This window comes from Aequoribacter fuscus (assembly GCF_009910365.1).
In the GTDB taxonomy this organism is placed as follows: domain Bacteria; phylum Pseudomonadota; class Gammaproteobacteria; order Pseudomonadales; family Halieaceae; genus Aequoribacter; species Aequoribacter fuscus.
Genome location: NZ_CP036423.1, coordinates 942,281 through 965,115, shown reverse-complemented (window position 1 = coordinate 965,115; position 22,835 = coordinate 942,281). Strand labels below are relative to the sequence as shown.

Below are 22,835 nucleotides of genomic sequence, written 5' to 3'. Positions count from 1 at the left end.
AGTGCGATCGAATTACCACCTTTATCGAACACCCAAGCTTATCCCTGTCGCTTTATACACCAAACACTGTGAAACAGCGGGAAGAGGCCAGAAAAACAACCTCACAACCAACCCATCAATTGAGTTGATGCTCCACTTCTTTTTATGGCGTATACTTACCACGTACTTGGGGGCGTTATGGATTCGACGACGGTGACAAAACCTGAGGTGCATGCCGTGATGACAGCCAATCACGTTAATCCAAAGCTGTAACTTAATAGTTGCCAACGACGACAACTACGCTTTAGCGGCTTAAACCCCGCTAACGGTCTATCGCAAGGTGCCTGTACCGCGCGTGTGACTGTCATATAGAACAGGATCGCAGCAAAGTATGCCTTGGGCGGCGCTGTTAAACTTTTACAAGGCTCGTGTTGCACGTCCTGCCCGTCGGGCTGTGCCGCACTAAATCAGTAGACGGAATCTAAGCATGTAGAGCCGATGGCAGAGTGCTGGCGGACGCGGGTTCAACTCCCGCCGCCTCCACCAAATACCTATATAAAACAGCACCTTACGGGGTGCTTTTTTATTTTTACCACATTTACTACCACAATAAGATAAACGGTTAACTCGAGCTTCAAAACTTAGTGATTCACGCCAGGAATCGGGTAGCATGCGAGTCACGCGAATAACAATATCAGATACTAACCTGATAAGTTGATTTGGCTAAATGATCGAGCTATTCGCGTTGTAACGATGGAATCTAACGGACAACGACTGATATAGCATTAAATTGCTAAGCAAGCATCTAGCTATGAGGGAGTTAGCGGACATTTCTATTGATCAAATTCGCATCACCACCTACAATTGAATACTATAAATTTACAGAAGACATCTTCATGCCAAACCCTTTTGCCCAGAAATTAAAAGCACTTCGAGAAGATAAACACATCGGCGTTCGTGAACTGGGCCGCATGTGCGAATGCACTGGGATGCACATCTCGAACATGGAAAAAGGGAAGGCAATGCCGAGTGGCGAGATGCTCAAGAAACTCGCAGCTGCTTTGAAAGCAGATATCGATGAGCTCTCGGCCCTGGCTGATCAAATTGATCCAGAGGTGTCGCAGCTAATCAAAGACAAGCACACGGCTATCCCAAGTTTTCTGAGATCGGCTAAAGATCTAACGCCAGAACAATGGGCTCTGCTGAAAACGCAAGTCGAAGAAATGACACGCGGTGATGATTAACTGGCCTGCCCTCTCCAGTGAACAGATAGAGTCGACAGCGGAACAATTCCGCAACGAAGCGCTCGACGCTCTGGGCATAGATAGGTCTACCCTACCCGTTCCAGTAGAACGAATCGCCGAGTTTCATCTGGGTTATGAGCTCGACTTCACGGATCAAGAAGCAGACATCATCGGAGGCATTGATTTCCGGGCGAACGTTATTCTGATCAATCCCAGAATTGAGAATCACGAGGGCCGTTATAACTTCACGATCGCTCACGAGATAGGCCACCATTGCCTTCATCGAGAGCTGTACATCAAGCACCAAGATGAGTTGGGGATTTTGTGTCGGAGCAAGGCTCGGCCAGTAGAGGAAGTTCAAGCGGATCGTTTCGCAGAGGCTCTGCTAATGCCACCTGGCCCAGTCAGAGCCGCTACTAAAGCTTCAAAGTGGCGTTATGCGACGTCCGCCAAATCGAGACGAGCATTGGCAGTAGACATACAAAAGGCGCTCGATCTCAAGTCAGTATCCATTAGCGCTATTGAGAGCCGGCTAGATCACCTGTCCATTTCGCCCAGGCGTTTGACGACATTTCAGCGAGTCGCAAAAACTATCCAGAACTATTTCCAAGGTCGATGATGCTTCTCGCAGTAACTTTCTCTTTAGCTTACTGAACGACTATCTGATTTTATTTACAAATTTTATTAATTTCTCATTTAGTCAAAATAATCACAGGTTCCGTGGACTACCAATATCCCTTCCCCGTAGAAATAAGGGCGCATATTAACGCTTCGGAATTTTCCATCAGAAATTTCTACGACAGCTTCCGGCCCTAACCCAAATTCCTTAACCGCCGCGAGTTTGTATTTGTTGAATGGGGCCTGACCACCTCCGCATCTGAAAAATTCTTTCTTAATCTGCAGTTGCGTAGTCCCGTCACCGAGAATTGACTGTCTTGGCGGGATACTTAACTTATCTGCTTCGACTCTGAGCGTCAGATTTTCAGGTTTGAAGTTTAGTATTTCACCATTGGGCTGTACCAAATGGATCTGTTCTGCATAACAGTACAATGTCTTGTCGCATGGAAAATTTGCGGCGACCACATCAGAGAAAAGGCAGCATCCGGCAAGGGACAACGTAAACAATACGCTCTTCACAAATTACATTCTCCTAGCACTTCACCGACCATAGCTGAGACGCCGTCAAAGACCCCCGTTCCGTCGTAGATGCGAGTATGCGTGACCTTTGATCCGTGAGAGTCGATAGCCCAATTCAAAATCGTGTCTCCATATCTTTGATCAACGCAGGTAAGCACCCCCAGATTGGCGCATGGTATTTTTATCACTGAGGGGGAATCAGACATCCAACTATCTTTGCCTTCCTCAGCAAAGTTCAAATAAAAAATGCTTGAGGAAAATCCATCCTCCTCGAACATATGGCTATCTCTCTCTTTCGCTGTCCAGCCCTTGAGTTGACCTACCATCAAACATTTACTTAATGCATTACCACTAGCGCTTAGAAGGGATACCAATACTATTGCTCGTATTAGGCTCATAGGTCGTACTCCTCGGGCAAGCTTCTGACTGCAGCTGCCAACTTCAACTTAAACTCTTCATGAGGTATAGAGAAGAGGATCTCATCCGCTTTGGAAACAGTCACCATAACATTGGGCTCATGCCCGCAGTTTGAAACCACGAGGGGTGACGAATAGAACACATTCCTGTACGAGAGTGAGCCGCGGGGTTGAAAGTCAAAAACTCGTTGAGGCTCGATATGTTCATCTGAGGCAGACTCGTAATAACAGTGCTTAACTACAATCTCTGGAGGGTACTCGGCTACCAGTCGGGCAAATAGCTCCTCATTCGATTCATCGTCCGCCTCATCATCACAGCAGTCACGCCCATCGAAATAACTCGCGGGATCACTTGGATCATAAACCTGACTTGAATTGAGACAAAAGTCTTCGATTATATTTTGAAAAGATCCGTATTCGAGTTCACTCTCGCTCGCGAGTGCAAGATCGTCTAGGTCAGTCGAATTGGAATCAAGAAGAGCCTTCAATTGATCAGAGTAGCCAATTTCTAAATCGAGCTTTTTAAACTCGAGTAGCCAGCATAGATCAGCAGGAGTCCAAAGCGGCCAAAACGAAAGGAGGACATCAAGGAATTTGTTGTTGCTTGATTTGAAAATCTTCACACGACCCGCGCGCCGGATAATCACTTGACCGGACTTCACGGTTATTTTGATGTCGAGGTCTGAATTATCGGCGAGAGACTCTGGGTATCCCTCATCTTCGCGGCGTATCAGTTTTGCGATCTCTTCAAAAATTTCGTCCATGGCTACCCCAAACCCCCACTATCAATTGATTAGCGTGTGGCCTGATGCTCAACACAGCCACTCTACTTTTGTAAGACAATCTCGCAGTGTCTTATGCCAAGCGCCACATCAGCTGCCGTCGCACCAAGAATAAGGGCCTGACCGCAGCTCTCCCAGCTTCTCTATATACGCGGCCTGCTACATACAATGAAAATCCTACTAAAAACATCGCCACTACACCCATAACTAAAGCTAAAGCACCCATTTCGTTCTCCTTCGTTTTTCGAACCAGCACGCATAATGTAAATTTACTGTTTACATTTGTCAACAATTAATTTACAGTCGTAAACAGCTTGTTTACAGGAGGCGTTATGTACCCCATAAAAAGATCAAACAACACACCAACAGAATTAAGCTTGATCTCAGATTTTCTAACGCGCGATTTCCACGGCTTCACAAAGGACGATCTATTCATCATGCAGTTCGTACCAAAGGCCTGGGGCCAGGATATCGCAGCGCTATCTAATATGGCAGAAGCACTACTAACCCTGTGTAAATGCGGCTGCCTTGAACAAACAGACGCAGCGATTTACATCACACGCGTCGCCGATTGTGCCATGCACAGCCGTGTTCGACCTTTCAGCAAACCGCTAGACCAACAACAGGATTTAGGTCGCTATGGATACTATCTCGAGCACTTGAACATTATTTTAGGATGCTACCAAGCCCTATCAGACAACCGCTTTTACAAACTGAACAAACGCATCACTGAGCATTTAGTCGCACTCACGCTCGCCGAGTCGAATCTGCACGCGCCTCTACTACCCCACGTACGTATGCGCTGGTCAGCCGATCAAGCAGCAATTATCTACTCAGTATGGCTGTTTGATCAAAACAACAAGACAAGCTTGGCCACCAAACTAATAGAGCCCTGGCTGAGCTATATGCGCACATATCGAACCGAGCCTAAAACAGGTCTATTCCAAACAGAAGCATTGGGTGTAAAAGCTTATTCAGACCAGCCGCGAGGGTGCTCGCTCGCCTACCTAATTTACTACATGAGTCATTTCGCGCCACGCGAGGCAGAAGCGCAGTGGGAGTGTTTTAAAGAGCACATGTTTCAACGCAGGTTGGGAATATGGGGTTTCCGAGAATACCTCCGCGGGTATAACGGCAAATGGACTCCTGATTCCGGGCCGATAGTCATGGGAACTGGCGTCGCGGCAACGGGCCTCGCGCTTAAAACCGCAGCAGCGATGCGAGATCACGATACCTTCGAACGCATCAATCGCCCAGCGACGGCAATTATCAAACTACTACGTGCACTGCAGTGCATACCCTTTCTTAACCGCCTAGCACGCCTAGGAACCGACTTACTGGCCACATCAATCAAACTGAGTGCCGATGCACTCCACCTTAAACACACAGGAGAATCATTATGATTTCAGCAGGTAGCGTAGGCATGCCCCTACATTTTGGCAAAGTGCCAGGCTTTTTAACCGAGCGCATGGGCAACATGGGCGAGGCGATCATTGAAGCCCTTATCGAAAACTACGGCCCCTCAGAGGTATTGACCCGTATGTCTGACCCTAACTGGTTTCAGGCACTAGGTGCGATAATGGGTATGCACTGGAACTCGAGTGGCGTTACCGCTGTGGTTTTAGGCTCCCTAAAACGCAAACTTAACCCACGCGCGCACGATTTAGGTCTCTACATTCTGGGCGGCAAAGGCAAAGCGGCTTGGTATAGCCCCAAGCAAATCGAGCGGGTGTCAGACAAACACGGCCTTGATGGCAATGCTCTGATTAAGTCACAGCGCCTGACCAGTAGGATCGATAACAACGCCATACAGGATGGTTACGGCCTGTATCAACAGTACTTTTTATTGTCGAATCAGGGTGAGTGGACCGCCATATCACAGGGAATGAATAGAGATACGCGCCGTGCCCGTCGGTATCACTGGCATTCGCCGAGCGTGCGTTCCTTCGGCGATGCGCCGCACACAGGCATTGCAGGTCTGGAAAAGCAGCAGGTACTGAACCTAGTGGACGCCAGTGCAGAACCGCTGCGTCAACACATAGTTGAGCTCACGAGAGAACGCCCGAAAGATTTAGTAGAGGCCATACATGCCTCGGAACTACCCAATCGCCACGACGTCCGCAAAGAGGATATCAATCCCGCACGCCTCGCCTCGGTTCTTGATTTGGCCTACAACCGTGATATCGAGACCTTCGAAGAACTGGTAGATCTGCACGGCGTGGGCCCCCGAACTCTCAAGGCCCTAGCAATGGCCAGTGAGTTGGTGCACGGCGATGCAACCCGCTTTGAAGACCCTGCCCGCTTCGCGTTCGCCGTGGGCGGTAAAGACGGACGCCCCCATCCCATCGATACCGATGCCATGGACGAAACGGTAAGCATGCTCAAAGACAGTGTTGCGCGCTCGAAGCTGGGCGAAAAAGACAAAAACAAAGCGATCAAGCGCCTGCACCAGGCAGCCGTGGCTGGCGAAACCAAAGGCATTCCCTTGGATTTTATCAACGAACTGATTGAGCACGAATGGGAACACGCTGAGACGAACGGCGGCAAAACTTTCATGGGCAGCGTAGTTAAAGGTCTGACCCGTAAACTCATGGACACGCAAAACCCACTGCTATACGGGAAAAAGGACTCATGAGCGATATCATTACGAGCGATGCGGGTTACGACCCGCTCGCCCTCACCCATGCTATGGAGGGCATTGTGGTTAGGGGCAACCAGCGCAAATACGTGCAGTTGGGCAGAACCCTTCGTTTTTACGGGGGCACCACTAGTGCTACTGAGGTCGGCTGCAACCTACGCTGCAAATTTTGCTTTAGCGACAAACCCGTATGGAAACCGGCCACAACCGGTCAATTTTACACACCCCAGCAAGTGTTTGATGGCTTGGCCTCTAACGCTCGCAAATATGGCCACAGCACAATATCGGCCTCGGCGTCAGAGGGCACTCTGGGCAGGCAACACCTGCTCGAACTGCTCGATTTGGTGGAGCAGTCTGAGTTCGTTTACATATTGGAAACGAACGGCATGACACTGGGTGCCGACCCGGATTTCGCCCTGCAACTGGCAAAGTATCGGCAGCTGCACGTTCGAGTATCGATTAAGGGCTGCGACGAAGACGAGTTTCATAGACTTACAGGCGCACAGCGCGCGGCTTACGCCCTGCCATTTCAGGCCTTAGACAACCTGATACGCGCACAAGTCAGCTGCAACGCCTGTGTGTCGGTATCGTTTTCGGACGAGAGCGCCATTCACCGAGTAAAACAGCGCCTGCTTACTGTGCATCCAGGCATACTCAAATCGTTAGAGCTAGAGCGAATCAAGCTCTTCCCAAAGGTACGCAAGCGTCTAGCACGCTACGGCCTGCACCCCAACAAACCCGCACGGAGAGTAGCATGAGCAAACTATGGGATTGGCTATATCGCGTTTTTATATCGGATAAACGCCTGCACGACGGTGCGGGACTGTTTGATGAGTACTCTAAACAAGGGCAAGAACTTATGAGCGTCATGCGTTTTAGCGTACGCCTTGAAGTTTACTGCGCACTGCTAATGATAGCCTGCCTGCTGAGTCAGATCTGGTGGGTTCTGCCTTGGCTAGCTTTCATGATCGCCATGTGCGAAATAGGCCGTGGCTTCATTTTAAACAAAGCACAAAGCGGTTACCCCTACCCAGAACCCACCGACATGATCGGTATCGCCATTGCCGTGGTGTTTTTCGGGGCTATCGCTCTTATCTGGTTTATTGGCGCACTGCTCGCCTAGGAGTCAGCATGATCGAAAAACTATTAGGAATTAACATAGATAATCACATTGCGCGCAAAGCCGCTGGCTATTTAAGACAGTGTTTAATTGGCGCATTTGCGTTTATCGCTTTGGAAATGGCGGCGATTTACTACCACCCGGAACTGGCTTATATGGCAGGTATTGCGCTGTATTATGCGCTTATGTGCCAACGTATGTATGTGGGCTGGATGAGTAAAGTCGAATCTCATTTACTTGACCTAGAACCCAGAGACTACGCGGGGATTTTTGTATCGATGATACTGCGAGGGCTGGCAGCCTACTGTGTTGCCGCATTGAGTTTTAGCGTTATGGTTCAGTAGCGAACCGGGGGCGGCTGGCGTGCCGCCCTTCTGCCTTACCGCCCGTGAGTCGACGGGTTAGTTCAGGCTCGATACAAGACTAAGCACGGGCGGCACCAGCAAACCCGCCACTAAAATCAACAACAAGCCGCTCTGAAACCGCTGTGTGACCTGAATAGATTGAATCGCTAGTTCAAGAGGTGCAACACGATCATCGACTCGGCGTTCAAGCGCTTTAAACCGTTGCTCGAATTTAGCGTCTTGCTGCGCAAACCGCGCATCTAGTGTTGCATCCAAATATTCTTGCGTTACGAGATTGTCGACGTACATGCCCATGGCGCGCCCCACAGTGATTGCGTGTATCTCCGCCACCTGAGGCGCTACGCCAGCGTCGGTGAGCTGTTTTATTTTAGGGCGTAGTTACATTTCAATGGTTCTGGGGTGTATACATTCTAGAATGTCCTACTGAAGAGTATCGCGGGATATGGCTAGCGATGCGTAAACCGTGTGGATCATTAGTGCTTTGTACTCTAAAAGTTCCATCTCATTTTTAAGAGTGTCCGCTGAAAATCCCCATACGACGTTGATGAAATCGTCGCAGGCCTTGAAGTCGTTTACCTCAGCAGCCCAAGCTGGCACACCCACCAGGGTCGCACCGGATTGACTGAAGCCAACCAGTTGTGTCGGGTAGGCATCACTAAACGCCCGCGCCCGATCAGTCACCCAGCGATGCCAGTCTTTGGGTTCCAACTCAGCGACGCCACTGATTCGCTGTTGGTCATGGAAGAACAAAGCAGATTGGAATGCCCACAATTGCTGTGCGTAGTCTCGCTCCATACCGGACATCAATGTATGGAGGGGCGCTTGTTCAATCTCGCCGCTGAGTGAATATTCCAGGGTATTATGGGTTATTGCTCGGAACGCGTGTCCAATAACCAATGGGACTGATGTTGAGATCAATTGACTCAATTGCTGTACCACATACAGATCAATCTGGCCCATGTGCTGCATCTGGTAGACGCCGGCCAAAAAGGCCTCTTTCATACTGCGGTTTTGGCGGAAGGTGGATTCGCCCAGCGCTGTCAAAAACGATTGGAATAGCCGGGAGGCATCTGCCAGTTTACTGACTCCATTGACCTCAGGAGCAAGGAGCTTGTGGTCTCGCAGATTGAGAAGATGGAAAGGCTCCATATCCTCTCTGATTTTGATGGGTCTGAATTCAAATTCATACCCACTTCTCAAACAGAACTCTTCGAGCGGGAGTTGATACTCCTCGAAAAATTCGTCTACTAAGTGATTAATTATATTGCCGCGATTATAAGGGAGTACTTGTTGGAGTGGGGTTATAACCGCTTCGAGTTCTTGCTGAGCTCGAGGAGTACCATCATAGAGACCTACTAAAACAAACAAACCATGGATTTGCTGATCGCTCAGGCCAAGATGCGGGAGCCACTCAACGAACGTCTTTGTGTTTTTCGATAGAGACGCTAAGTCTGCATCAGTCGTTAAGCCTATTTCGTGCCCTTCTGGTACCGCTGACGTGTCGTCAATTTGTTCACGCCAAAACGCCGCCTTCTCGGCATCAGTATCAATAATTTCACCTGACTCGTACTGCTGGGCCAAAATAGAAGCAACCCACTTAGGTTGGGTTTCACCGATCACGCCGAGGATCGATATCGTGCTGAGCTTGTCATCCTCTGATAATTCGAGGAGTAGACGTTTCTTGCCGTCGATGATTGACGATTCGACATGCCCTAGCTCTTTGGCTTGCTCTTCAGCGATCATTAACCAGGCAAGCTGCATCGGTCGGTTGGGTGGCATGTTTCTGATTTCGCCTGCAGCAAACATCGTTGCTAGGCTTTGGGATGACAAAAAGCTCCCTTGTCCGGCCGCTGCATTGAAACAATTAAACGCAGCCTCTTTATCTACATCACCGCCTTTACCATCACAGTACAGAACACCCAAGTTGTGGAGTGCGTTCGTCAAGCCAGCATCGGCGGCAATCGAGTAGAAATGCCGAGCTTTTGCATAGTTGATTTCTGTGCCGCGACCATTCTCGTAGGCGAGTGCCGCATTCTGCGCGCTGTTTGGATAACCCTGCTCAGCAGCTCGTTCGCCCCACTCGAGCGCTTCCGCAAGACTGGCATCATCGCCTCGCTCGCCAATGATCCATCCAAGCTGGTGCATGGCCTCCGGGTTTCCCGAGTCAGCAGATGTCCTAAGCCACATCAGACCAATAGCAAACTCGGTTGTGCCTGGCTCGTTCGACTCATTAAAGAAACTTTGGGCTAGATAATCTGCTGCCGAGGTAATACCGCCTTCAAATGCTAATTCAAGTTGTTTCCTGCCTTCCTCAACATCACCTTCGAAGAGTAAGTGGTGTCCAAAGAGTAGTTGCCCCTGTGGATTTTTTTGGTTCGCTGAAAGTTCATAGTAGTGCCTCGCAACCGCGAGATCTTGCTCAACGCCCGCACCCATGCGGTAGCACTGTCCCAGCATAGCTTCGGCCCACGAGTCGTTTGCTTTGACATGTGGAGTGATGAAGGTAATTAGCTCGTCATACTTACCCTCAGATAAGAGGTCATATGCATGTTCGTGGGGGGTGGCCGTATCCATACTCAGTCCTTGATTTCGACAGGTCGCTATCGATTACTCGCTCTATTCATTTGCGGGTCCAGAGCGGTGAAGCTCGTCGAGCGTAATTCCACTGGCGGTTTTCCATTCACGCCATCCATTGGAAGGCATGACGACGACAGCGTTAGAGGCACCACTGGGTGTCGAAAATAACCAGTCTTTTGTAAATCGGGTGAACTCACCTTCGACAGCAAGCACGCCGCTCTCGATCAGTCGGTCTCTAGCATTTACCAAATCCGCTCTGGATTTGCCATTGGGATTAAGAAGACCGGTCGAACCTTTCAGCACAACCAGGCCTTCGTTTGTGTAGACCGCCTGAGCGTTGGCGCCTGTGCGTGTACAGTAAAAAATCTCGCGCTCATTTTCGTTGGACTCATCGACCAGTTTCTCAAAAATTGGGTAGCCCAGCGTAGCCATTAAAAGCGAGGCTATTTCATGGATCTCATCGCAATCGTCACGCAGAGGAATAGGTGTGTGAGGCCGCTGACCGCCGTTTCCGTTGATCACTCTGTATCGATCGCAGGCCTTGGCGCGCTCTATGCTCAACGACTCCAAATACAGCACATGCGTTTGCGTGAGATTATTGGTCAACGACACTACAGCCAGTGCTCGCTCCCAGTCTCGTTTGTCATCCTTGCTGTGTTGTGACAAACGCGATCCCAAGTTACCGGACTGGCCGATATAAACTTCGTCTTTACTATCTCCACCGAACAAAAAGTAAAACCCTACCTGGTTAGCCTCTTCACTCTTGAGAAATTGAGTGATTTGGCTTCTAGGGATTTCGATGACCCTGATAATAGAAGTTGTGAGCTCAGCTATGCGGATCCCAGTTGGATCCCCATTGGGCAGATATATCTGGATAGTGCGGTAACGCCCTGCCATGTTTTACTCTCCCACTCGAATATAGGTCACTTCAAATGCCTTACATGGCCGCTGGGATTGCAGTCGGTTTGTCAGCTGGAAGGCATCATTCATATCGTACTGTTGGAAGATATCGAGTCCGCGGTCCAAAGAGATTTTCCAGCCGGTATCCGTCACGATATGGCGAGCGTGTTGCCTCCCTGAGTTATCAAATGAGAAGGCGAATTTGATGCCGACCGTGAGCATCGAACTCTGAATCTGGCTCAACCATTCACGTTGTTGTTCGCCTTTGAACTCGTCCTCGACAGTGATCAGGCTTACTACCACTTCATCCTCTTCAGACTTGGCTTTCACGACGGATTCTAAAAGCTCCATCAGATTGCGCGCCTGGTAGAACAATCGAATATATGGATCTGTTATGGTGATATGGGTAGCACCTTTAAGATACGGCCCAAAAAGCTGCTCGTAACTGACGCCGCGCTGATTCTCCATCACCACGATGTGTTGCTCTTTTAACTCAGGCTTTGCGCTTTGAGGCGCGACAGGCGCGCTCGGCGTTGACGGTGATGCGTTATTCGCGGGTATTGGTTCAGGTAACTCACCGGTATCCACCTCGACCTCATGGTGGAAGTATTTAGGGTATTGCAGTTCTTCTAAGGTAGAAACCGAAGCCTGCTTACCTGCCTCATCGCTGTAATTGAATTTAACTGAAGCGTAGGTAGTGTCGATGCGCATCAACTGATCTTTAACGCGTTTGCGGCCTTCCATCGCGAGTTTGAGAATCTTCTCTATCTCTTCATGGGTAGCCCCGCCCTGCGGGAAGAGTATCTTCATCAGGCCTGAGAAAGTCTTATTGATACCGTCTCTATCACGGGTCGAGAGAGAGGGGTCGAGCTCAAATATCCCTTTGTATTGGTCTGAGTAGTCTTGGTTGCGGAGGTGGCGCAGCACCTCAGCAAGATAGTCAACAACAAAGCCGTAGCCGCTTGAGAACATCTCGCCACGGATGATGTCCACTTCCCAGCCGGGAATATAGAAATGCAGACGGTCTAAGAACGCGGAGTCGTAGAATTTTGCGGGTAGCGCGTCGAATAGGTCAGAGTGCTTGAGCATGTAAGCTAGGCTATGTTCAGTGTTACCGACAAACGCCATCGACGCATCGGCACCAAGCGTTTCAACACCACGAGAGAACGACTTGTTCGCCATGTAGTTCTTCATGATGTCGACCAGCGCTTTGTCGACCTTCTTCTCTTTACCTGCGAACTCATCGAATGCGACGGTATCCCAATAGCCGACCAAGCCGATCTTGCCGCTTGAGTTGTTTACGAACAGCTTGGGTACCGTAACCTCGCCACCTGAAATCAGAATGCCGTGGGGTGAGAACTCAGAATAGATATGAGATTTACCCGTTCCTTTTGGGCCAAGTTCAATCAGGTTGTAGTTGCGCTCACAAAACGGAATGAGTCGCACCAGTTGGGTGAGTTTACTGCGCTCACCGAAGTACTCCGGGTTAAAGCCGATACTCTGTACCAACACATCAATCCACTCATCCAGCGTGAACTGCTTGCGGGCTTCAAGGTAGCCTTCGTAGTCGAAGTGCGACATCTGAATCGGTTTTAGAGTGCCCAAGATCCAAGGCACCGCATCCTTGTCTTCCGTATGCTCGTACTCGATATCCGCAATAACCCAGACACCACCGACTAAGAGTTTGGGGTGTTTTTTAACCGTGCCGGAATCAATTAAGACCTTTTTGATCCCGAGGTTAGAAAACTCGGTCTCGTAGCAGTCCTTTTTATCATTCAGTGCCACAGTCACCTTATCAATGACCTTGTAGCGCCCCTTCTCACGGATAGTGGACCGTACCAGCCCCGCCTCGTTACGATGAACGTAGTGCTTGGCGAGGATCTCTTTAACCGTCTGGATGCCACTCTGAATGCTATCTTCGTCGTTTGTCGCGCAATACTGCCCCAGCAGATACTCAAGGACGTAGGACGGAACAATGGCGTTCCCTTTTACGGTCTTCACCAGATCCTTGCGAACCACAAGGCCGGGGAAGATGTCGTTAATTTTTGCGTTTAGATCCGTCATGGTTCTGTCCTGTTTATTTCTCATCGCCCTTCATTAAAAATCGAAGTCGCTCGTGAATGAGCGGCGAATGGTGTATTTCAACTGTTTGTATTCGGTGTACTGGTTTGTGCCTGCAACTTGCTCTTCTAGCTTCAGGCTCACTTCCTGATTGTTCGCAGCGTCGGCATCTTGAGTCAGAACGAAACGCAACTTCATCTCGCGCTCGCGGGCGTTATCCGATGTCAGATCCATTGTGACGTTGTGTGCGTCAGAGATCAGCTGACCAGACGACGTGTAAATGCCACAGCGTAGCTGGCGCGGTTTGAGCTTATCGGTCACCGCTTCGGTCTGATACAACGTGACTGAGAGCTGCCCTGCCGAGATGATGTTGGTACCACCGCGAAGCAAATCGACTTCAACGACTGCGACATCATCCTGTCGGCTCTTATTCACTGAGATGACGGGAACAATGACTTCTTGCAAGGTCGCTCCGCCGTGAACAAAGCGACTGCCCGAGCCACTCAAGCGAAGGCGCTGGATTCCTTTTGGAATGGCCGCGTGCACATCACCTGACAGTCCTAGTTGTTCTGGGCTGAACACCTTGATGGATTCCGGGGCGGATAATCCTTTGCCAAGAAGGAAGCGGCGGTCGCGGTAATGCACCTCACCACTGGCATCGGCAGACAAGAAATCGCTCTCATCGAGCGGCTTGTTCTGATAGATAAACCCGTGATCCGCGGTGATCAAGATATTAGATGCGTTGTAAGCAGCGAGCTTCTTAATCAGGATCATCAAGTCGTCGAACGTACGCTCCGTAGCATCGAAGGCTTCACCCTCGGACTGCATCTTGTCGCCAGCATGGTCGATGCGGTTGTGATAGATGTAGATGACATCGTGGTTTTTAAAGAGCTCACGCCCCTCGCTTTGCGTCATATCCAAGATGGATTTGGCTTGCTGCGCACAGGCGGTATCACCCAGGGCAGCTTTGATCAGCTTGTCTCGATTCGCGGTTCCCTGAGTCGATACACCCCCAATCGACACCGAACCATCGCTATCCGAAATGGTGAATTCACCGCCGTTGGATGGGAGCAACGACGCCATGCCCAACTGCGTATAGCTTGGCAGGGACGACAGCATGTGGCTGAGTGAGGCCTGATAGCGCTTTTCCCCGTTAATGCGGCCGATCATCTCTTCGGCGGCCTCATAGCGAAACGCATCCGAGATAATGACGCAGATCTTGCTGCCGCGGTTGGAATAGCGTTTTACCCAATTGCTGTAGAACTGGCGTTGCGGGATCACATCCGGTACGGACCATTTATCCATCGCATCCACCTGACCCTGCCATTGAGTAGCCAGCGGACTTAAGAAACGATTGGTATAAAGGTTCTCCACGGTATCGACCAGGTTATTCAGCAGGGTCATCTGCCCAGAGGATTTCAGGGCGTGGATGAACTTGCGGTACATCTGATCAATCTTGTACCAGTGGCGCACGTAGCCATGCACGGCATCGGACGTGCTACTCATGTTGAGCTGCACAGTATCTAGCGCAGATAGGAACTGACTGGCGACTTCGATCGCAGTGTAGAGGTGTTTAAACGCACCGTACCAGTGACTTTGACGACGCTCACGGCAGTATTTGGTGACCTCGCCTTCCGACAGCGTGCGTTGGCTCACGGCTTTGACCAGATCTACGATGATTTTTTGGTCAATCAAGCGGTAGTAATCCATCTCGATGACATCGCGCAGATCCCGATTGTTTAGATCGCTCTCTATGTCTAGTAGCTCTGCATAGCTGCCTGAGAGGGATTCAAAGACGTCCTCGTGCTTGCGACTGTCCTTCCAGCGTTTGAAGAGTACGAGTGCATCGTTATTTAGCGCGGCCTTATCGCTAGCTTTTGGATTGGTGATTGAGAGTGCGTAGCACGACTTAAACAGCTCGATTGAGAAGTCTTTGACCGATGGCGTCTCTGAGACGTATCCGTAGTGACGCTCGATCTGCTCCCATAGCACGCCCGTCAGATTGCATCGTTCGATCAGCGCAAATCGTGGTTGGGTATCCTCAACCAACTCATCAAACAGATTTTCGCAAATGACATCTAAGCGTACATCGGCCAGCTGATGAAGATCTGCGCAGACAGCCAGCATCTTGAGCCGCACATGCTGTTTGAGGTCGTCGGGTTGCAGTAAATCGAGAAGCTTTTGCTTGCGGGTCTCGGCTTGCTTAGGCGCGCGACCCGCATCAAAAAAGGCTTCATGTTCCGTAACGACATCGGCAAAGTCTGGCGGGAGGTTCATTTCGCTCAGCCAGATCGCGGACTGGTCAGTCCGGAATACTGCACTGTGCAGCTGAACGTCGAGCAGCCAGTTGTTGAGATACTCGGGCTCTTTATCTTCGCAGTACAGCAGGAAGTTCTGTTTTGGCTCTTCCCGCAAGATACGATGCTTGAGAGTAAATTCATTCGACTGAATTTCAGCCTTCTCCACGCCCTCCATCTCAAGACTTTCAAACGCCTCGCGAAACTCTTTCTTGTCGTCATACCAGAAGACAATGCGCTGGCGCTCAAACAGTCGAGCGAGATTTTGTTGAATACGGTTTTGTGTCATCGTCCCTGCCTTAGCTCAAGCCTGTGATCTTCTTCAGCGCTTTGCCGAACAAGGGATAGTTGTGTTTCACACCATCATCGAGATCGATGGCGATGTTCTGACCTGCCAACGGATAAAGTACCTCACGCTCGTAGTCGTTCACCTCTTCAATCGCTTTGTTGAGCTTATCGATCATCTTCAGTGCAGCGGTCTTCTCTTTCTGAGAACTGCTGGCGCTAATTGAGATTTGCTCGTTGCTATCGCGACGCGCTTCGAGCTTGGTGCGGAACTCACGCAGATACTCGTTCAGCACGACACTTGCCGTTGACGACGTGTAGCGGTGCATGTAGATCAGCGCATTGAACGTGCCTTTCGGACTTGAGAACAACCAGTAGATTGGGCGCTTCTTGTAACGTTGAACATGGTCGTTATAAAAGTCTTTAACGAAGTATTTTTGGATACTCTTACCCAACGCATCTTCGATAAAGGCTACGTTCTCGGCATAGTGCTGATCGCCAAACGTCACCCGTAGGAACTGCTTAAAGCGCTCGCTGATATCGTCCTCAAACCAGTCCCCCTCGAAGTCGATCAGTGGAATGACGTTATCATCGTCCGGCATGAACGCCGGTTCAGGTATACGAGCTAAATAGTCGGCGAGGGTTTCACCTTGGTTGGCTAGGATCAGACCCGGCTCATCCAATGAGTAGCGCCCGAACATACAACCCACAGCATATGACAAGAACTCTGCCATAGTGTCCGCTTTCAGGCGTGTTTCACGTTCTTCTTTAGTGCCTTTGATGCCATAACGGTACGCTGGGTTACAGGTGAGGGTGATTTCTTCGATTGGGACTTCGGGCGATAGTTCGTCTTGGAGGCCATAGACTTCGATGAAGATGCGGTTGTTCTCTTCCTCCAGCCGCTGCATTTCGTCCTTCATGGACTGCCAATGGGTGCGCAAGCTTGCATATCTCTCCGCAAGCGTCTCTCCGCGATGATCGTGCGAGATCAGCGGGAGCGTGCTGAAATCCCAAGAGGTTTCGTAGGCGTCCCAGTCTGCGCGAGCCAGTCTCACAGATTGCAACGTAATTTCACGTGCAGGTAATGGAATACCATCTGACGGCATTGGCAAAAGCTTCATGCTGCCGGGACCAAAGTCCTTAGCGGCAACCACGCGGAGCAACGGAACAATTGAATTGGAGTGCAAAAGTGCCAAAGACTCATCGAGACTCACATCATTTGCCGCTATGAACATTGAATTCTTTTGATCGAATACCTCACCACCATAAACACGTCGAGCCGAAAACTTTTTGGCAATGGTGTTGTAGGCTAATCCGGGCTTGAAGTAGTGTTCTCGATTCTGAGGTCGAGCACTTGGATGGTTGATTACAGCTTGTCCATTTCTCGCCCAATTCAGAACGAGAAAGCCATTTCCGTACCATTTCCGGTAATCACTACCTTTAATATACCGGACCCAAGGATGGTCATCGGATCCTATAACATCGTAACTATTATTGTTTGCAATGGAATTACTGTTGACTTCGGGCCAGCATCGAATAAAGCGATCATTGTCACCGGTTTGCAAACCAGTGAAGGCCTCCGCAATCTCCTTTAGGGGTGTGCCTTTTGCGTAAGCATTCCGAGTATGATCTGACACAAAATACGCGACCACATTTCGAGGCAAACATGAAAAATCAGTCCCTCTAGCCAGATGTTTTCCATGCCGTTTTCGAAGCATAGACGCCTTCTCTTCGGAAGTCTGGCCGTCAGTTAAGTCGAAGAATTGAGCCACCTGACTTGGATCGCCATGCCTTTGTGATACGAAGCTTGCGACCTGTACAACCTCACCTTTGATTTGGTCAAAGGCACGAGGGCCGAGGTGCGCTAACTGTTTAAAAGGCGCTCCTGAGAGCAGGCGTATGCGCATTTCTGTGAAATCATCACCAAATAACCAGCTATCCATAGCGATCATTGCGAAGAGACAATGCCTGCGGCAAAGTTTATTCAGGCGGTCAATAAATGCCGCATATAGGTCCGAAAAACAATCGGGAAACTTCTCCACAAGAAATGACTGAAGCTGGCCGTTAAGGTCACCTTTCTTCTTATATGGTGGGTTGGCTACCACCACATGGTATTTCGGCGAAAGATACTCAGCCATGCGCAGTACTCTGACCAAACGCTCATGTACTTCGGTCAACCACATATCGCCCGCGAGGTCTTTTGTCTCGATCAGTCGGAGTGTTTCAGCGGGGTCCTTGAGCTTTGGAACAATGAGAGAGCCGAAGTTTTTAGCTTGCTCAAACTGAGTCAGCGTCTCGCGCAGGTCTGCCGAGTAAAGATCTTTACCCACGATGGACATCACATCATCCATCTCGGAGTCTGTGAAAGTAAAATCTTCAAGCACACAAACATTGGGCTTCGCATCCATACGGAAGAAACGCCGACGACCGAGTTTTGCTGCGGCTTTCATCTCAAGCGCAAAAGACGCTAACGCCCCTGCGCGCTCATCAATCTCGATACCGTACAGGTTGTTGCTCAGAATCAGTCCCGGAATGTCATTCGGGTCATAGCCTTCCTCTTCGTAGATCGCGTACAGCAGATCAAACGCGTAGGTAAGCATGTGGCCTGAGCCTGCTGCAGGATCGGCGATTTTGATCTCTTCAGGACTGCCGATCTTTAGGAAATCTGACTCAGGTTCTTCCGGTGCTATGTAATATTCCATCTGCTCTGTGAGCTTGGAATTGGGGCGATTCAGCATCCAGAGGCGGCCCAAAGAGTTCTCAACCAAATAGCGCACAATCCAGTGGGGCGTGAACAGCTGAGTGGCCGCCGGAATGTTCTCGGCGGTAATCTTCTGGTTCTTCTTGAGACCTGCAAACACCTCGTCTTTCTTTTCGGAAATGTAAAACTGATACAGCCAACCAATGATCTCAACATCCGTGCAGGATTCTGGCGTCATCACCTCGCGCATTTTCGTCAGAATCGAGTTATCCGAAAGTAGATCATCGGGCATCAGTAGCTCAGTGAAGTCCTGAATACGCTCAAACAGGTAAGGCATACGGTCGTACAGCGCATTACATGAACCCACGATGAGTAGACGGTACGCTTCGCTTTGTGCATCTGGGCTTGGAATCGAGCCATTCAGCAGGCCGCGGATTTTCTCTATCGTCTGAGCGTTAATCTGACCATCATCAAGTACACCTGATTTAGCTTCAGCGAGGATCTCTGGTTGCACCTGTCCCTCAGCCGGTGAGACGACACCCACACGGTTGTAACCGTTCACATCCATGAATCGCAGTGCACAGAAACGGTTGAACCAGGTGTAGGCCACTTGATCGATCAGCGCCGCTTTACCATGAGCCGACATCGCCTTTTCGAGCTCATTCACTACCGCCGGATATTCACGGCGAGCGGGACTTTCGGGCTTTAAGACAAACGCGAGTTTACTGCCGACCTGCTCAAGTAACTCTTGGCGCGCCGCTTGTGCGAATTTTTTTAACTTAGACGTATCCACTAAAGGCGCACCTTTTTACCTTGTTTGACGGTGTTGACCAGAGCTTGCTTGTAGCTTTCCAGATAGGCATCAATATCCGCCTCGGATTCCAACAAGGGTTTGGCGTAAGCCACCGACAAATCACGCGCGCCAACGATTTCCACCTTAGGAGCAGGTGATACGGGTGGTGTAGGAGGATCAATAGGCGTATCGCCATTGCCCGGCTTGACTGGCGGTTCGGGGACAACCGGCGTATTCCAGTCTTCGATCTGCTGCAGCAACGCACTGTACTGATGGTTTTCAAAGTTATTCACGGCATCGCGGATCATCGCAATAAGGTTTTGTTCCGAAATCGCCTGTTTTGCTGCATCGATCCGAGCCTGAACCGTCGCTTTGTTCTCATCACTCAGCGAGAGGTAGCCGTCGTACTGGGTGAGTTTGGCTTCGAGCGCATCGATTCTGGCATCCGCTGCGGCCTTCTCATCAGCGATCACAGAATCCAACTTGGATTTGAGCGACTGTATGTTGCTAATCAGCGTTTGAATCGCTTTACCCTTGTAAATATTGGGATCAACCACGGCAGATTTGATGGCATCAAGCTCATCGGCCTGTACGTAGCTGAGATTGGCCTTGTGATCGCTTAAAAGCCGGGAGGCTTCATCCAGCTGGGCTTTGTTAGAACCCTTCATGAACGAGACGATCGGATCAACCAGACCATCTTTGTAGTCGTCTAGCCATTTGTCTTCATCTCGAGTCAGTTCTGTCACGAACCACTGATAGGGTTTAGTCGACAATTCGGATAGATCGTCGATCACCACCGTTAACGCGCGAAGGAACGGGTATCGGTCGGCCTGAAGGTGGAGGCGCTCAAGCTCTGTCTTCTGGTTAGCAAAAGCGTCCTGAGTCTCTTTAGCCAAGGCTTTAGCTTCGGTTGCGTGAGCCACTTTGTCGAAGTAATCATTGAAGAACGTCTTGAGGCGTTTTATCTGTGCCTGCGTGAACTCGATCTGTGGGTCGAGAATCAGATTACCCTGCACATTCGTGTTGGTGAGCGCCCGTGCCAGTTCACTGTCGTCTAGCAGGTTGGTCGATTCGCGTACTTCGATTTTGCCACGGGCGCACAGATGCGCCAGCGTGCAAAGCACCGCTGCGTATGACCATCCATAGGGCTTGCGCTCAAACTTCTCCAGTAGAAGTTTAACGGTCGTGCGGATACCGCCACGGTGATTGCTCTGGATATGCGAGAACATCTCTTGCTGCGCTTCTGGCAGGCTTGTTTCATCACCAAACAAACCCTGCTCGCCCTGCGTCAAAATGCCGGAGATTTCACTCTCTTGATACTGCTTACCACGCAGCATTTTGAGGTTCGGGTAGGTCTGCTTTGCCAGCTCGACAAATGCGCGCTGGACCTTTGTTTGACCGTCTTCACCGGCCAGTTCAATCTCTTTGCCGCCAACGAAGTAGACCGCTTTACCCATCAACGATGAGATCAGGGCTTTTAACTGTGTCGCCCGTTCGCCGTTTTGGGCCGCTTTTTCAGCAAGGATCCGTTTAACTGAATCCTGCTGTGTGGTGCGTGTCTCGTGAGAGATGTACTTCTCAGTCTTCTTCAGAAGCATCAGGTCGCGAATCAAACGATCACTGTCAGGCAGTACGACACGAAGCTCATCGTTATAAACGGTATCAGTCTTGTGCTTATCGAACGCATCACGGTAATCATGGAATGAAGTGATGACGTTAATCGCCAGCTCATGCTCTCGCCCGCTTTGAACATCATCCAGTTTGCGGGTGTACGCATAGTCCTGCCCGCTCTCATCCCAACGGATCTTACGATTCTTGATGACGCCATCAAAGATCAGCTTCTCCAGTTCGCCCGCCACGGTCTGAGTATCAATTTCGGTGTTCTTGATCTCAGCCTCAACGTCTTGCTCTTCATCCGTCAAAAACTCATAGAGATCACCATTACGCTGAATAAGGGTCTGGTTTTCGAGCAGGGCCAGCGCCTCTTCAACATCGGCTTTCAGTGCAGTGATCGACGTGTTGAAGTTGTTTTGCATCAACACACAGATGTTGCGCACGGTCGGTTTAAACGCTTTGACGTATTTAACGAGGAAGAGTGCCTTTAGCACCCGCAGAGCGAATTCATTAGTGAGTGTTTTCTCTGCACTATGAATGGATGTTTGAATCGAACCTTTCAGCGCGGTGCGAATACCCTCGAACATAAGATCAAAGGTTGCAATATCACCGAGCGTATGGCCTTTGATCCCGATGGCGACCTGCTGGAAAACACCCAGCATCGAGCGTTCACCGACTGAGCTGTGCTTACCTTGGAAGGCACTGTGGCGAGACAGCCCTTGGATAGCAGCCTGGAACAACAAATACTGGTACGGAACGAAGGGGTAGCTCTGGATGAAGTGTTCTCGATCTTTGAAGTTCTGGTAGGTGGTCGATCCGTCCGCAAAATCAAACAGCGTTTTAAAGTTGTTTTCATTGGCGTGATAGAGATCAGACAGCGCATTAATATGCTCATCTTTCTTCGCGAGTAGACGTCGCTGAATGACTTCGGCCACATCTTGGCTATTCAGTGGCATCTTATTGTTGAAGCGTGCCTGAATTTTGGTGAAGTCGTTGGACTGGTGAGCACCCTCGCCCAACACAGATGATATATCCTGCTGCGCGGTGACGACAACCCATGAGCGCCCCTTACATTTTGTTGCAAGGGATTCTGCGACCGTCTGCAAGTTGGTCATCAACTTCACGTTATCGGCGATGTACTGACCGACTTCATCGACGAAGAAGTTCAGACGGAAGGTATCGCCTTTCGACTCGATATAGGCATTGACCTGCTCGGCAAAATCCTCGATGGACAAACGGTAGTCATCCCGGTACTTATCCAGAATATCCACGACGGATGTGCCAGTTACCTCGGTGTAGGCGGTATCAATGTGTTGCGCCATGCGTTTTGCCCGACGTCGACCTGATTCCCAATCTAGCTCTGCAAGTTTTTCAAATGCTGTTTTAAATGCATCAAACTGACCATCTACGTCCAGTTCGCGCTCAAACTGAGCGATGTAGGGATGCTTGCCATAGTAACCACAGTGCTCATCGAACACCTTGACGAACACCGCGATCAGCGCATCAAGCTCATCTTTGGATATGACATCGGCTTTCTGGTCGATGTTGAACAGAATGCTCTCAGAAGGAATGGCGACAGCGCGTTTAAGATCCTCAGCTTGCATGCCGCCCTCGTTAAACGGCGGCTTCTGCAGGAAGAGATCGAGCGGATAGTAGGTGTCTTCGATCGGCTTGTTCTGGAGCAGAAGCGCCAGCATTTTCAGCAAGTGCGATTTACCAGAACCGAAGAACCCTGAGACCCAAACACCGTTAGCACCAGCGTAGTTCAGGTAAGCATCTAAAAAATCATCGAGGCGTTTAGATACTTCATTGGTGATGACGTACTCATCCAGCTCAACGTACAAGCTAACATCGTCATCGGCCTTGATAACCCCTTCGATCGCGCGGTCAACGGGTTTGTTAAATAGCTGTTCCAGTAGCATAAAA

The 22,835-nt window shown here is 50.0% G+C and carries 17 protein-coding genes and 1 other RNA gene; 8 read left to right on the top strand and 10 right to left on the bottom strand.

Features of this window, described 5'->3' with window-relative positions:
* Positions 1-168 precede the first annotated feature (168 nt).
* The 3 genes from ssrA (at position 169) to EYZ66_RS04315 (ending at position 1,842) form a co-directional block, all read left to right on the top strand.
* Positions 169-525, top strand: a transfer-messenger RNA (tmRNA) gene (gene ssrA / locus EYZ66_RS04325).
* A gap of 350 nt (positions 526-875) precedes the next feature.
* On the top strand, positions 876-1,223 hold the full coding sequence (locus tag EYZ66_RS04320; RefSeq protein WP_009576082.1) for a helix-turn-helix domain-containing protein: 348 nt from the start codon (positions 876-878) through the stop codon (positions 1,221-1,223).
* Positions 1,216-1,842: an ImmA/IrrE family metallo-endopeptidase gene (locus tag EYZ66_RS04315; RefSeq protein WP_009576083.1), complete on the top strand. Its 627-nt coding sequence runs from the start codon at positions 1,216-1,218 to the stop codon at positions 1,840-1,842. Before EYZ66_RS04320 ends, EYZ66_RS04315 begins: the two co-directional genes overlap by 8 nt.
* 77 nt (positions 1,843-1,919) lie before the next feature.
* Here EYZ66_RS04315 and EYZ66_RS04310 read toward each other — a convergent pair whose 3' ends face one another.
* From EYZ66_RS04310 to EYZ66_RS04300, 3 genes are read right to left on the bottom strand one after another with little or no spacing between them, the layout of a single operon-like run.
* Complete coding sequence (locus EYZ66_RS04310; protein ID WP_040816779.1) at positions 1,920-2,360, bottom strand: hypothetical protein; 441 nt, start codon at positions 2,358-2,360, stop codon at positions 1,920-1,922.
* The gene (locus tag EYZ66_RS04305) at positions 2,357-2,758 is read right to left on the bottom strand and encodes a hypothetical protein (RefSeq protein WP_040816780.1); all 402 of its coding nucleotides are present in this window, start codon (positions 2,756-2,758) and stop codon (positions 2,357-2,359) included. The genes EYZ66_RS04310 and EYZ66_RS04305 overlap by 4 nt, the downstream gene beginning before the upstream one ends.
* Positions 2,755-3,540, bottom strand: a complete 786-nt coding sequence (locus EYZ66_RS04300) for a hypothetical protein (protein WP_009576084.1) — start codon at positions 3,538-3,540, stop codon at positions 2,755-2,757. Before EYZ66_RS04300 ends, EYZ66_RS04305 begins: the two co-directional genes overlap by 4 nt.
* Positions 3,541-3,890: 350 nt before the next feature.
* Between EYZ66_RS04300 and EYZ66_RS04295 the strand changes: the two genes are divergently transcribed.
* From EYZ66_RS04295 to EYZ66_RS04275, 5 genes are read left to right on the top strand one after another with little or no spacing between them, the layout of a single operon-like run.
* Positions 3,891-4,961, top strand: a complete 1,071-nt coding sequence (locus EYZ66_RS04295) for a hypothetical protein (RefSeq protein WP_009576085.1) — start codon at positions 3,891-3,893, stop codon at positions 4,959-4,961.
* Positions 4,958-6,193: a DUF763 domain-containing protein gene (locus EYZ66_RS04290; protein ID WP_009576086.1), complete on the top strand. Its 1,236-nt coding sequence runs from the start codon at positions 4,958-4,960 to the stop codon at positions 6,191-6,193. The genes EYZ66_RS04295 and EYZ66_RS04290 overlap by 4 nt, the downstream gene beginning before the upstream one ends.
* The gene (locus tag EYZ66_RS04285; protein WP_009576087.1) at positions 6,190-6,954 is read left to right on the top strand and encodes a radical SAM protein; all 765 of its coding nucleotides are present in this window, start codon (positions 6,190-6,192) and stop codon (positions 6,952-6,954) included. Before EYZ66_RS04290 ends, EYZ66_RS04285 begins: the two co-directional genes overlap by 4 nt.
* Positions 6,951-7,319 carry a hypothetical protein gene (locus EYZ66_RS04280; RefSeq protein ID WP_009576088.1) on the top strand — a complete coding sequence of 123 codons (369 nt, stop codon included), beginning with the start codon at positions 6,951-6,953 and terminating at the stop codon, positions 7,317-7,319. The genes EYZ66_RS04285 and EYZ66_RS04280 overlap by 4 nt, the downstream gene beginning before the upstream one ends.
* Before the next feature lie 8 nt (positions 7,320-7,327).
* On the top strand, positions 7,328-7,660 hold the full coding sequence (locus tag EYZ66_RS04275) for a hypothetical protein (RefSeq protein WP_009576089.1): 333 nt from the start codon (positions 7,328-7,330) through the stop codon (positions 7,658-7,660).
* Between the two features lie 57 nt (positions 7,661-7,717).
* Here the strand turns inward: EYZ66_RS04275 and EYZ66_RS04270 are convergent, their stop codons facing one another.
* The 7 genes from EYZ66_RS04270 to brxC all read right to left on the bottom strand — a co-directional run bounded on the left by EYZ66_RS04270 (position 7,718) and on the right by brxC (position 22,831).
* A complete protein-coding gene (locus EYZ66_RS04270) occupies positions 7,718-8,011 on the bottom strand; it encodes a hypothetical protein (protein WP_009576090.1) in 294 nt (97 codons plus the stop codon).
* 90 nt (positions 8,012-8,101) lie between these two features.
* Positions 8,102-10,255, bottom strand: a complete 2,154-nt coding sequence (locus tag EYZ66_RS04265; protein ID WP_009576091.1) for a tetratricopeptide repeat protein — start codon at positions 10,253-10,255, stop codon at positions 8,102-8,104.
* Between the two features lie 42 nt (positions 10,256-10,297).
* Positions 10,298-11,155, bottom strand: a complete 858-nt coding sequence (locus EYZ66_RS04260; RefSeq protein WP_009576092.1) for a GIY-YIG nuclease family protein — start codon at positions 11,153-11,155, stop codon at positions 10,298-10,300.
* A gap of 3 nt (positions 11,156-11,158) precedes the next feature.
* Positions 11,159-13,222 (bottom strand): BREX system Lon protease-like protein BrxL, encoded by a 2,064-nt coding sequence (gene brxL, locus EYZ66_RS04255; RefSeq protein ID WP_009576093.1) that lies wholly within the window; start codon positions 13,220-13,222, stop codon positions 11,159-11,161.
* A gap of 33 nt (positions 13,223-13,255) precedes the next feature.
* Positions 13,256-15,805 (bottom strand): BREX-1 system phosphatase PglZ type A, encoded by a 2,550-nt coding sequence (gene pglZ / locus EYZ66_RS04250; RefSeq protein ID WP_009576094.1) that lies wholly within the window; start codon positions 15,803-15,805, stop codon positions 13,256-13,258.
* A gap of 10 nt (positions 15,806-15,815) precedes the next feature.
* The gene (gene pglX, locus EYZ66_RS04245) at positions 15,816-19,295 is read right to left on the bottom strand and encodes a BREX-1 system adenine-specific DNA-methyltransferase PglX (protein ID WP_009576095.1); all 3,480 of its coding nucleotides are present in this window, start codon (positions 19,293-19,295) and stop codon (positions 15,816-15,818) included.
* Positions 19,295-22,831 carry a BREX system P-loop protein BrxC gene (gene brxC, locus EYZ66_RS04240; protein ID WP_009576096.1) on the bottom strand — a complete coding sequence of 1,179 codons (3,537 nt, stop codon included), beginning with the start codon at positions 22,829-22,831 and terminating at the stop codon, positions 19,295-19,297. Before brxC ends, pglX begins: the two co-directional genes overlap by 1 nt.
* Positions 22,832-22,835: the final 4 nt, after the last annotated feature.

Excerpts from the sequence above, each read along its gene's own strand:
- EYZ66_RS04320 (WP_009576082.1), top strand. The coding sequence starts at position 876 with ATGCCAAACCCTTTTGCCCAGAAATTAAAAGCACTTCGAGAAGATAAA.
- EYZ66_RS04315 (WP_009576083.1), top strand. The coding sequence starts at position 1,216 with ATGATTAACTGGCCTGCCCTCTCCAGTGAACAGATAGAGTCGACAGCG.
- EYZ66_RS04305 (WP_040816780.1), bottom strand. The coding sequence starts at position 2,758 with ATGAGCCTAATACGAGCAATAGTATTGGTATCCCTTCTAAGCGCTAGT.
- EYZ66_RS04300 (WP_009576084.1), bottom strand. The coding sequence starts at position 3,540 with ATGGACGAAATTTTTGAAGAGATCGCAAAACTGATACGCCGCGAAGAT.
- EYZ66_RS04295 (WP_009576085.1), top strand. The coding sequence starts at position 3,891 with ATGTACCCCATAAAAAGATCAAACAACACACCAACAGAATTAAGCTTG.
- EYZ66_RS04290 (WP_009576086.1), top strand. The coding sequence starts at position 4,958 with ATGATTTCAGCAGGTAGCGTAGGCATGCCCCTACATTTTGGCAAAGTG.
- EYZ66_RS04285 (WP_009576087.1), top strand. The coding sequence starts at position 6,190 with ATGAGCGATATCATTACGAGCGATGCGGGTTACGACCCGCTCGCCCTC.
- EYZ66_RS04280 (WP_009576088.1), top strand. The coding sequence starts at position 6,951 with ATGAGCAAACTATGGGATTGGCTATATCGCGTTTTTATATCGGATAAA.
- EYZ66_RS04275 (WP_009576089.1), top strand. The coding sequence starts at position 7,328 with ATGATCGAAAAACTATTAGGAATTAACATAGATAATCACATTGCGCGC.
- EYZ66_RS04265 (WP_009576091.1), bottom strand. The coding sequence starts at position 10,255 with ATGGATACGGCCACCCCCCACGAACATGCATATGACCTCTTATCTGAG.
- EYZ66_RS04260 (WP_009576092.1), bottom strand. The coding sequence starts at position 11,155 with ATGGCAGGGCGTTACCGCACTATCCAGATATATCTGCCCAATGGGGAT.
- brxL (WP_009576093.1), bottom strand. The coding sequence starts at position 13,222 with ATGACGGATCTAAACGCAAAAATTAACGACATCTTCCCCGGCCTTGTG.
- pglZ (WP_009576094.1), bottom strand. The coding sequence starts at position 15,805 with ATGACACAAAACCGTATTCAACAAAATCTCGCTCGACTGTTTGAGCGC.
- brxC (WP_009576096.1), bottom strand. The coding sequence starts at position 22,831 with ATGCTACTGGAACAGCTATTTAACAAACCCGTTGACCGCGCGATCGAA.